13 protein-coding genes are annotated in these 9,340 nt (G+C 71.8%); all 13 read right to left on the bottom strand.

From position 1 onward, the window contains the following. Positions 1-2: 2 nt before the first annotated feature. The 13 genes from BM041_RS28875 to BM041_RS30875 all read right to left on the bottom strand — a co-directional run bounded on the left by BM041_RS28875 (position 3) and on the right by BM041_RS30875 (position 9,213). Entirely contained in the window at positions 3-2,159 is a 2,157-nt protein-coding gene (locus BM041_RS28875) for a tape measure protein (protein ID WP_092963423.1), read from the bottom strand. After that, the gene (locus BM041_RS30870) at positions 2,152-2,325 is read right to left on the bottom strand and encodes a hypothetical protein (RefSeq protein WP_175534239.1); all 174 of its coding nucleotides are present in this window, start codon (positions 2,323-2,325) and stop codon (positions 2,152-2,154) included. Before BM041_RS30870 ends, BM041_RS28875 begins: the two co-directional genes overlap by 8 nt. 164 nt (positions 2,326-2,489) lie before the next feature. Continuing rightward, positions 2,490-2,867, bottom strand: a complete 378-nt coding sequence (locus BM041_RS28880) for a hypothetical protein (protein WP_092963425.1) — start codon at positions 2,865-2,867, stop codon at positions 2,490-2,492. A gap of 240 nt (positions 2,868-3,107) precedes the next feature. Further along, positions 3,108-3,770 carry a GntR family transcriptional regulator gene (locus BM041_RS28885; protein ID WP_217648889.1) on the bottom strand — a complete coding sequence of 221 codons (663 nt, stop codon included), beginning with the start codon at positions 3,768-3,770 and terminating at the stop codon, positions 3,108-3,110. A gap of 50 nt (positions 3,771-3,820) precedes the next feature. Next, entirely contained in the window at positions 3,821-4,801 is a 981-nt protein-coding gene (locus BM041_RS28890; RefSeq protein ID WP_092963429.1) for a Bug family tripartite tricarboxylate transporter substrate binding protein, read from the bottom strand. A 169-nt stretch (positions 4,802-4,970) separates the two neighbouring features. Continuing rightward, positions 4,971-5,591: an HAD family hydrolase gene (locus tag BM041_RS28895; RefSeq protein ID WP_092963431.1), complete on the bottom strand. Its 621-nt coding sequence runs from the start codon at positions 5,589-5,591 to the stop codon at positions 4,971-4,973. Between the two features lie 102 nt (positions 5,592-5,693). Beyond that, on the bottom strand, positions 5,694-6,647 hold the full coding sequence (locus BM041_RS28900) for a phage tail tube protein (protein WP_092963433.1): 954 nt from the start codon (positions 6,645-6,647) through the stop codon (positions 5,694-5,696). Positions 6,648-6,668: 21 nt separating this feature from the next. After that, on the bottom strand, positions 6,669-7,115 hold the full coding sequence (locus tag BM041_RS28905; protein ID WP_092963435.1) for a hypothetical protein: 447 nt from the start codon (positions 7,113-7,115) through the stop codon (positions 6,669-6,671). Next, complete coding sequence (locus BM041_RS32005; protein ID WP_281244726.1) at positions 7,112-7,240, bottom strand: hypothetical protein; 129 nt, start codon at positions 7,238-7,240, stop codon at positions 7,112-7,114. Before BM041_RS32005 ends, BM041_RS28905 begins: the two co-directional genes overlap by 4 nt. Then, on the bottom strand, positions 7,237-7,962 hold the full coding sequence (locus BM041_RS28910) for a DUF6441 family protein (protein ID WP_092963437.1): 726 nt from the start codon (positions 7,960-7,962) through the stop codon (positions 7,237-7,239). Before BM041_RS28910 ends, BM041_RS32005 begins: the two co-directional genes overlap by 4 nt. A gap of 3 nt (positions 7,963-7,965) precedes the next feature. Next, positions 7,966-8,265 carry a hypothetical protein gene (locus tag BM041_RS28915; protein ID WP_092963389.1) on the bottom strand — a complete coding sequence of 100 codons (300 nt, stop codon included), beginning with the start codon at positions 8,263-8,265 and terminating at the stop codon, positions 7,966-7,968. A gap of 10 nt (positions 8,266-8,275) precedes the next feature. Beyond that, on the bottom strand, positions 8,276-8,584 hold the full coding sequence (locus BM041_RS28920) for a head-tail joining protein (protein WP_092963439.1): 309 nt from the start codon (positions 8,582-8,584) through the stop codon (positions 8,276-8,278). After that, positions 8,581-9,213 carry a structural protein gene (locus BM041_RS30875; RefSeq protein ID WP_175534240.1) on the bottom strand — a complete coding sequence of 211 codons (633 nt, stop codon included), beginning with the start codon at positions 9,211-9,213 and terminating at the stop codon, positions 8,581-8,583. Before BM041_RS30875 ends, BM041_RS28920 begins: the two co-directional genes overlap by 4 nt. Positions 9,214-9,340: the final 127 nt, after the last annotated feature.

Below are 9,340 nucleotides of genomic sequence, written 5' to 3' on the forward strand. Positions count from 1 at the left end.
CCCTATCCCCGCACGATGGAGGTGGCGCTGCCGCCGCGGCGGATGGCGTCGAGCGTGGCCGCGCTGGCCTGCCGCACGATCTGCGCCGAAAGCACCCTCAGGCGCGCCTCGACACCGGCGTCGGCGCCGCGGGCGTCGATGGTGATGCTCTGGTTGATCACCGGCCCGCCTGGCGCCATGCCGTTCGGCAGCACCGTGCCGCTGCGGTTCGGCACGAACCATTCGGGCCCGCGCTCGCCCACGATGTAGGGCTGCCCACCCGCCACCGGCCCGCCCTCGGCGCGGAACAGCCCGCCCAACGCCGTGCCCAGCCCCGAAAAGATCGAGCCGAAGTCAAAGCCCGCCAGGCTGGAGGTCACCGCCGTGCCGAGCGGCTCGGTGATGGTGCGGCGGACGACGATGCGGGCGATGTCCTGCAGGATGCCCTGCAGCACCTTGGAAAAGCTCTCGCCCTTGATGATCGCGTCCTCGAAGGCCGAGGAGAAGGTCAGGCCAAGCTCGCGCGCCGTGTTGCTCGTGCGCTCCGTCGCCTGCTGCACGCGCTGCTGGCTGCGCTCCAGCTCCTCCAGCGCGGCACTGGCCTCGCGCGAGACCGTCTCATCCGGGATGGGCTGGCCGATGCGCTCGGAGCGCTCCACCAGCCGGCCGAGGGTTTCGAGGCGGCGGGTGTAGCGCTCCTGGGCGTTCTCGTTGTTCTGGATCAGCCGCTCGCGCTCGCGGATGATGTCGTTGATCTCGCGCTCGGCCTCGCGGTCGGGGCGCGGGATGGATGCGACGCGACGCGTGGTGCCCTCGATGCGCCGCAGCGCCTCGTCGCGTTCCCGGAGGGCGAGCGTTTCCAGCTGGGTACGATCCGCGGCAGTGATGCCGCCGGCGGCCTCGGCCTCGCGCAGGCGGCGGACGCGGTCCTCGTACTCGCTGTTGATCCGGAAGCGGTCGTCCAGCGCCTTGCGGAGTTCCTCGGCATCCGCGGCGGTGCGGCGACGGCGTGCCTCGGCGGCTTGCCCGGCCGCGGCCTCCTGTTCGGTGCGCTGGCGCTCGCCGGCGGCCTGCTCGCCGCGGGTGATCTCCTCCTGAAGTTCCTGGTACTGCCGGCGCAGTTCCTCGAGGCGCGCGGCGCGGTCCACGCCGGCCTGCTGCTGCGCGGTGCCGACCAGCCCGCCCTGGATCGAACCACGGCGCGGCTGCGAGCGCAGGCTGTCGCGGCCGTCGTTCTCCGCCTCGAGGCGGGCGATCTGGGCGCGCAGCGCCTCGGCCTGGGCGCGACGGTCCGCCTCCTGCTCGGAGGGCAGCAGCAGTCCAGAGCCGCGGCGCACACCGTCCAATACGCGCGACGCACCGGACAGGGCGCGGGCCAGGGCGTTGGACAGGCCGATAGCCTGGTCCAGGCGGGCGAGGAACTGGTCGGCGGCGGCGGTGAGCTGGCCGAAGGCGCGGCCGACGGAGAGCGGCGCGCGCTCGAACTCACCATTCAGCCGCTCGACGGCGCGCAGCAGCGCCGGGAAGACCGTGTCGGCGGTGAGCTTGCCCTCGGAGCCGAGCTTGCGGAGCTCCCCGATGGACACGCCGAGCTCGCGCGCCAGCGCCTGCGCCAGCGTTGGCAGGCCTTCGAGGATCGAGCGCAGCTCGTCGCCCTGCAGCGTGCCGGACGCCAGCGCCTGGGCGAGCTGTTGGGTGGAGGAGGCAATCTCCTGCTGCGAAGCGCCCGACGCGATGGCGATGCGCTGCAGGCCGCCGACCAGCGTCGCAACCTGATCGGAGGTGGCGCCGATCTCGCGGGCCGCGATCGAAAAGCGGGCGAAGGCGTCCACGCTCTCGCGCACGGCCACGCCAGTCTGCAGGCTGTCTCGATAGAGGCGGTCGTAGATCTCGCCGGCGCGCTCGACAGAGCCCAGCGCGGTATTGAGCCGGCCCATGGACTGGGTGAGCGCGTCGCCGGCAACCACCACGGCACGCAGGCCCGCGGCGAGGCCGGCGATCTGCACGCCGCGGACGGCGACGTCGAGCAGGTCCAGCGCGCGGGAGGCACGGTCGGCGCCGCCCTGGATGCGTTCCAGGCTGCGCTGGCCGGTCTCGCCGACCTCGCGCAGCTCCTGCTTGACGCGGGCGGCATCGTCCAGCGACAGCCGGACCGAAACGCGGCGGGTGGCGTCAGCCATGCGTCACGCCTCCTGCGTCGGTGGGGTGGTCAGAGCGGCGGGCGGCGCTGCCGGCGGCGAGGCCCATGCGCATGGCGAGCAGCAGCTCGGCGGCGGCCCAGCCGGATGCGCCCATCTCGCGGGCGGTGGCGAGCGCGGCCGGCATGTCGAGGTCGAGGCCGGCCATCGTCGCCGTGGCGCAGGTGGTGCCGGCGGCCCAGGCAGCGGCGCCCTCGACGCTGGCCGGGGCATGAGCGGTGTAGGGACAGGCCAGGCCGCAATCGCGATCGAGCGCCGCGCAGCCGCGGCAGTAGTCAGGGCCCTGGCCGAAGTGCCACTCGGCCCGGGCCCTCAGCCGTTTCCCTCCAGGGCCACGGCGGCGACGGGGCCGGTGGCGCGGTCCCAGAAGGCGGCGGCCATCTCGTCCATGTCCATCAGCCGCTCGACCGCCTCGGGGGAGAGCGGCAGGGGCTTGCCAGTGGTGTCGCCGACGCCCTCCCAGGCGGTGACGGCGTGGCGGGCCAGGGCTTTCACCAGGAAGGCGAAGGCCAAGCCGCGGGCCATGTCGGGGTCGAGGTCGGCCTCCGCGGCGCGCAGTGCGCCGAGGCGCCGCGCGGAGCCGGCCTGGGCGGCGGCCATCACGGCGGTGGTGACGGGGCGGATTTCGACGCGGACGCCGCGCGGCAGGTCGAGCCAGTACGGCTCGACCGGGAGGTCGAGGGTGAGCATGAGGTTCTCCATTTGGGTGATTTTGTGCGCGATACGTGCTGCACGACGCGATACGGCCAGCATGGAAAGGCCGAGTGGGGGACTGACACGGTCCAGCATTCGTGCAGGGATCAGACCTGTCGAAAAGGAGAGGGGGAAGAGGGCGGCTTCCAACCCAGAGCGGTCATTCGGGCCCGGTATTCAGGCCCTCCGACCCGCTCGTCGTCGAAGTGCCGCTTCAGGATCGACGGGGGCGAGCGACTACTTGGCCCGCTGGCGTGTTGCAGAAACATGGGCGCGCATGGCCGCTTCCGCGGCATTTCCATCCCGCGCCTTGATCGCGTCCACCACCGCACGGTGCTCGGCGACGGCGCTCTCTCGATGACCGGGCCGGGCCGCGACACGCAAAAGCGCCAGGGCCATGCGCCCTTCGAGAGAGGCGAGCAGGCGACAAATCTCGGCGTTGTCGCAGGCCGCGGCGATCGCTGCATGGAACGCCGTGTTCGTGCGGAAGTATCCGATCTCATCGGCTGTGGCCACGGCTTCGGCTTGCTCGGCCAGGATCGCATCGAGCCGGCCGCCGAGGTCAGCCGGCCCGCGCTCGGCCGCGAGGCGTGCCGCGAAACCCTCAAGCGGGCCGCGCGCCTCATGGATCGCGTCGGTCTCCTTCGGACCGAGATCCGTGACAACCACGCCGCGGCGCGGGATCTCGACCGCCAATCCCGCGGCGGTGAGCGCCAAGACCGCCTCGCGGACGGGTGACCGGGACACGCCCATCCGCAACGCCAGCGCCGGAATGGAGAGCTTCTGGCCTGGCTTCAGCTCGCCCGCGAGGATGGCACGGCGGAGCGCCACCGCGGTCGCGTCGACCACCCGCGCAGGGCCGACGATGGGAAGTGGAACATCTGCCTTCAGGGGGACCATGGTCATTTCGTGTATGTCGAGCACGCGGACGACACCGACAAGCCAGATGATCAGTCCGGCCGAATACCGGCAGCCCGAAGCACCTCGCCCCAGCGGCCCTGCTCCGCCGCGAGGAAGGCGGAAATGGCGTGTGGGGCCGCGTCATCCATCAGGGTGTTGCCCAAGGCTTCCAGCCGTGCCTGGAAGGCAGGGTCGGCCTTGGCCTGGCGGACCGCCTCGTTCAACCGTGCAACCACTGGCTCGGGCGTGCCCGCGGGGCTGAGCAGCATGTTCCACGATGTCATCGTGTAGTCGGCCAGGCCCGGGAAGCCGCTCTCGGCGACCGTGGAGATTTCCGGCGCCTGCGGCATCCGCCGTGCCGAGGTGACGGCGAGACCCTTGAGTCTGCCGCCGCGTGCCTGGCCGAGGCCGGTGGTGGCCGTGTCACCCACCAGGGCGATGGTCCCGGCCATCAGGTCGTTGGTCGCGGGTGCCACGCCCCTGTAGGGGACGTGGTTCATCCTCAAGCCCGCCATGGCGAGAAGCTTGGCCACCGCGAGATGCGCCGCCGTGCCGTTCCCGGCGCTGCCGTAGTCGTAGCGGCCGGGGTTGTCGCGCACGAGGGCGAGGAAGGACTGCAAGTCGCTCACCGGCAGGTTGGGCGCGCCGAGCAGTACCACCGGGCTCTCGGCGAGCAGGCCGACCGGGGCGAAGTCCTTCAGCGGGTCGAAGGGGAGACGGCTGAAGAAGGCCGCGTTGGTCGCCTGGCTGATGTTGTTGAAGAGCAGCGTGTAGCCGTCCGGTGCCGCCTTGGCGACGGCGTCGCTGCCCACGGTGCTGCCCGCGCCGGAGCGATTCTCGACCGGCATCGGCTGGCCCAGAACGGCCGCGAGCCGCTCCGCGAAGACCCGTGCCAGCGTATCGGAGGGCCCGCCCGGTGCGAAAGGCACGACAAGGCGGATGGGACGGCTTGGAAAGGCAGGTTGGGCCTGTAGCGTCGCAGGCGCCATCAAGGAACTGATCAGCAGGGTGCGGCGGCCCAGGTTCATCATGCATGCTCCAGGAAGGTTTTGACCGCGCCGATATCGACGCAGGAGCCCAGGTGCAGGGCGGCACAGGCGAGGGTCCTTCTCGCCGGCTGACCGGCGCTGAAACGGGCGTGGTGGCGGCCCTTAGGGCCGGCGAGGCCCGGGGCCTCGGGCAAGCGGAGCGGCGTCCCGGTCACGCCAGCCCCTGCAGCGCCGCGTCGAGGGTGCGCGCTTCCCGCAGCGGGGTGGCACCGGGTCGTGCGGCGAGGCCGACGCGGTTGTGCCAGACCACCCGCATGCCCACCCCCGCCGCGCCCGGCACGTCGGCGCTGCTGCCCGCGACGAAAAGTGCCTCCCCGGGTTCGACGCCGAGGGCGGCGAGGACGGCGCGGTAGGGTTCGGGCCGTGGTTTGTAGAAGCCGGCTTCCTCGGAGGTGAGAACGGCGTCAAAGGGCACGCCACAGCGGGCTGCGGCACGGCGGCCGAGTTCGATGGAGCAATTGGTGACAATGCCCAGCAGCAAACCCCGGGCCTTGAGGTTCCGCAGGACGGCCGGCGCCTCGGGCCAGGGATTCAGCCCGTCCCATCCCGCATGGAGCGCGGCGGGGGCGGTGGCGGGCAAGCCCGCATCCCGCGCGGCCTCCGCGACCAGCGTCTCGTAGGGCCGGTAGGCGCCGCATCCGTAGGTCAGTTCCAGGTAGCGGGCCCGCCAGCGGCGGCCATCCGCCTCGCCGCCGGCGGCGGCGTCCCAGACCGACCAGCTGTCCAGGAGGGCGGTGAGGAGGTCGAAGACGACGGCTTTTGGCGCTGACATCCCTCCAGTCTACATTTTACATGTAGATTGCAAAGGCCATTTTCATAGGGGCCGCCAGGTCTGCAGCGCCCCAAGGAAGCCGTGTCTGCGCCACAGCGCGGATCACGCATACTCCGTCCCCGCCTGCTGGTTCCGCAGCACCGCCGTCATCATCCGCGTCGCCGTGGCGTTGAACGCCGCCCTGAAATCGAAGCTGGCCTCCACCCCGGCCGGCCCCTCGATCGGCGTCTTGGCCAGCGCCAGATAGACCTCGTGGAGCGTGATGGTGAGGCTGCGGTTCGCATCGATGGTGAAGGCCAGCGCGAATTCCGCCGAGGTGCCGGCCTGCGCCTGCGCCAGCAGCGTGGTGTTCTCGAAGCGCACGGTGATCTGCCCCGTGCAGCGGGCGATGCCGGGATCCACGCCCTCGACGCGGCGATCGGCGCGGATGGTGCGCACCGCCTCCATCCCGTTGGCGTAGGTGAGCCGCGCGCCGGTGACCTGCGCCAGCGCCGCCGCGCTCCGCGTGATGGATCCTTGGGCCTTGTTGAAGGCGGTATAGGCCGCGCTGGTCGGCGTCCCGCCGGACGTGGCACCGGTGCGCGCCGAGCCCTGGCCGAGCAGCCCGAAGGTCGCGGTCGCCGCACCGGTCGGCGTGAAGTCCAGCTCCAGCGTGTCGGCACGGACGCCCGTGCACACGTCGAAAGACGGCACGTCGGGATAGCCGATCTCCATCGCGTTGCTGGGCAGCGAGGCCGCGCCCGAGCCGAAGGAATGGATGAAGTTGGTGCTGCCGGTGGTGGTGGGTGCGCCGAGCAGTAGCCGCAGCCAGTGGCCGATGTTGATCAGGTCGACCGGCACCACGGCCTGCCCGGCGACCGTCACCGTGTCGAGGAAGGGCGCCGCGGGATCCCGGTTGCTGCCGACGCCGATCACGTCGGCATCGAGCAGCGGCTGCTCGGCGCCGAGATCGCAGGACAGGAAGGGCATGCGCCGCCAATTGCCGCCTGGCGCGGTGCCGTAGGTGGATTCGGGAAAGGTCAGCAGGCGGCAATTCGCGCCGATGGCACGGGGCATGGGCGTTCTCCTGGAGCGGGATCAGGCCAGCGGCGAGCCGGCGACGGTGAACCAAAGGGTGACGGGGACGGACGCCGCACGCGCCGCGGCCGCACCTTCGAACTCGACATCCTCGAAGGACGCGCTGCCCGGCTGCGCCCATTCGACAGCGCCACCGAGCGTGCGGTTGGCGCTGATGGCCGCGGCGACATCCAACAGCAGCGCGTCGAGCAGCGTGTTGCGCGCCGCGGGCGTGGCACCGGCGACGGTGATCTCGACCTCAGCGCGATGCTCGATCTGCCAGGCCAGCGGCGAGAGGATGGGCGTCTCCTCCACCGTCTCACCATCGCGGACCACGACCAGCCCGCCAGCGGGGATGCGCTGCGGGATGGTCTCGCCACGCAGCACGATCGGCGCCGGGTTCCGAATGGCGAGCGACGCGACCAGGCGACCGTGTAGCGCGGCGATGGCGGTCTCGCGCGCACTCATGCCCACCTCAGCATCGATGCGAAGAAGTGGCCCGTGACCCAGGTGAGCGCCAGGCCGATGGGAACGGCGGCCCAGGACAGCACGAAGAGCCCGAGCAGCAGGAGGAAGCGCGCGCGCAGGGTCATGCCGTCCTCCCGCTCTCACGTTCCCAGGCCGCCACGAACCGTGCCGGGAGCCTACGCAGCCCGCGCTCGGCCGCGCCGCGCACATCGAGCCGCTTGGCGAGCTTCACCTGCGGCAGGAGCAGGAACATCGGCACCATCCCCTGCTCCAGCAGCCCACGCGCCCATGCCTCACGCCCCTTGCGGTTGGCGGTGCCGACCTCGGTGACACCGCCCGCCACCAGCCGGGTCCGCCGCCGCCGTCCGGTCTGCTCGCCCTGGCGCAGCGGCAGGCACCACACGAAACCCCGGCCTGACTTGAACGGCCGCAGGAACGCCTGGCCGCTTGCGACCATCTGCGCCGGTGTCAGGCGCATGCCCTTTTCGCCGCGCCCCCGGCGTCCACGCGCCGCATTGAAGCCGGTCGGGATCGCGAGGAACTTCCCGCCACCTTTCGCCCGGATCAGCGCGCCGCGCTCGAAGGCGTCGATGACGTTCGGCACCTTGGTGAACACCAGCCCCGCCGGCCGCAGCGACTGCCCGGTCCGGGGGAAGACCATCGACCGCCAGGCATTGGCGATGCCCCGAGCATTCCCGGAGAAGGCGGTGGTGACCTGCTGGCGCAGATCGGCCTTCACCTGCTCCGTCTCGGCGCGGATGGCGCTCATGGCGGCACGCTCGCCCGCCCGCACCTCGTCGGCCAGTACCTTCCGCAGGTCGCCCACGATGCTGGCGCCGAGCCGCATGGATCAGCGCCCGCCGAATTTGCGGCTGAGGATGCGCAGCAGCAGGTCGTGCAGCGCGGCATAGCCGAGCGTGCCGGCCAGCCACGCGACGGCAAACAGCCACCAGCCGTCGAGCTCGAACGCATGTGCGATCAGCCAGGCGCCAGTGCCAAGGCTGCCGCCGGCCAGCGCGTGCAGCAGATAGGCGCGGGTCAGCAGCGGCCGATCGGTGGAGGAGAAGCGCGCCATCGCCCCGAGCGCACCCAGGGCGCCGGCGAGCAGCGCCTCACCGACGATGCCGCCGATGCGTTCCGGATCGATCATGACGGCGCTCCTATCGGCGGCAGAAGACGCGCCAGGCGATGCCGGAGGCGTCTCGCTCGGCGTGCTGGACGGTCAGGATGTCGGCACCGAGGGTGAAGGTGTCGTCGGCTGCGACCGTGGGCAGCACGGCGATGGCCACGGTCAGCACGTCGCTGGCCTGGATCACGCTGGTGCCAAAGGCGTCGCCGAGCCGGTCCGGCGCCGAGCGGACCACGCGGAGCGGGACCGGAGCCCCGGTCCCACCCGCGCGATAGCTCGCATCCGCTCCGATGTTCGGATCCGCGGCCAGCGCGTCCATGGCCGCGGCGAAAGCGCTCACGCTGGCCGCCGCAGCCGCCAGGCGAGCACGCCGACCACCGCGGCGGCGATGACCGCGATGGCGACGGCCGGCGCCAGCGTGCCGAGCGCCTGGATCGCTGGTGCGGCCTGGGCCACGGCGGTGGCGATGCCCGCCGCGCCGACCAGCACGGCGCCGCGGCCGGTGCCGGTGACGGCGGCGACCTCCCGTAGCGTCACGGGCGGTGCGGGTGGCACGCCAGCGAGCGTCAGCGCGCGATCGATCACACCGGCCGGATAGGTCAGGCCGGCGCATTCATGGTGGATGATCGCCTCCAAAAGCGGGCGCAGGTGATCGTGCCGATGCAGGTCGATTGCATCGTCCGGCCCGACGCCGATCCGCCGCGCCACCACCGCGATGTAGGCCTCGGTGTCGTTCTCCACCTTGGGCGCCCAGCGCTCGATGATCGCGCGCGGGGTGCGGAGCTTGTGCCGGTCCTGGTGGGTGACCAGCAGCGCCGCCAGCGCGCGGATGCCGAACTCATGGCTGGTGAAGCGGCAGAAGCGCCCATCCGAGGGCGGATCGGCAAGCCCCTGCCACTTGTTGGCGGGGACGTGCTCGATGTTCCCCGGGTTCCGGTTTCGGTAGCCTCGCGTGGTCTTGGGATCCATTGCCTTGGGGTCCGGGCTCACGTGCCGATCGCCGGCACGCGGTTCAGCCACACCCGGACGGTGGTGTCCGCGGCGAGCGCGGCCAGGGTGGCGATGCCGACCTGGAAATTGCCGGTCGCGGTGGTGG

It is taken from the genome of Falsiroseomonas stagni DSM 19981, assembly GCF_900114315.1.
Taxonomy (GTDB): Bacteria; Pseudomonadota; Alphaproteobacteria; order Acetobacterales; family Acetobacteraceae; genus Falsiroseomonas; species Falsiroseomonas stagni.

Bases quoted from the DNA above. Each gene is read 5' to 3' on its own strand.
- BM041_RS28875 (WP_092963423.1), bottom strand. From the start codon at position 2,159: ATGGCTGACGCCACCCGCCGCGTTTCGGTCCGGCTGTCGCTGGACGAT.
- BM041_RS30875 (WP_175534240.1), bottom strand. From the start codon at position 9,213: ATGGATCCCAAGACCACGCGAGGCTACCGAAACCGGAACCCGGGGAAC.
- BM041_RS32005 (WP_281244726.1), bottom strand. From the start codon at position 7,240: ATGACCCTGCGCGCGCGCTTCCTCCTGCTGCTCGGGCTCTTCGTGCTG.
- BM041_RS28915 (WP_092963389.1), bottom strand. From the start codon at position 8,265: ATGATCGATCCGGAACGCATCGGCGGCATCGTCGGTGAGGCGCTGCTC.
- BM041_RS28880 (WP_092963425.1), bottom strand. From the start codon at position 2,867: ATGCTCACCCTCGACCTCCCGGTCGAGCCGTACTGGCTCGACCTGCCG.
- BM041_RS28885 (WP_217648889.1), bottom strand. From the start codon at position 3,770: ATGGTCCCCCTGAAGGCAGATGTTCCACTTCCCATCGTCGGCCCTGCG.
- BM041_RS30870 (WP_175534239.1), bottom strand. From the start codon at position 2,325: ATGGCCGGCCTCGACCTCGACATGCCGGCCGCGCTCGCCACCGCCCGC.
- BM041_RS28890 (WP_092963429.1), bottom strand. From the start codon at position 4,801: ATGATGAACCTGGGCCGCCGCACCCTGCTGATCAGTTCCTTGATGGCG.
- BM041_RS28910 (WP_092963437.1), bottom strand. From the start codon at position 7,962: ATGCGGCTCGGCGCCAGCATCGTGGGCGACCTGCGGAAGGTACTGGCC.
- BM041_RS28895 (WP_092963431.1), bottom strand. From the start codon at position 5,591: ATGTCAGCGCCAAAAGCCGTCGTCTTCGACCTCCTCACCGCCCTCCTG.
- BM041_RS28900 (WP_092963433.1), bottom strand. From the start codon at position 6,647: ATGCCCCGTGCCATCGGCGCGAATTGCCGCCTGCTGACCTTTCCCGAA.
- BM041_RS28905 (WP_092963435.1), bottom strand. From the start codon at position 7,115: ATGAGTGCGCGCGAGACCGCCATCGCCGCGCTACACGGTCGCCTGGTC.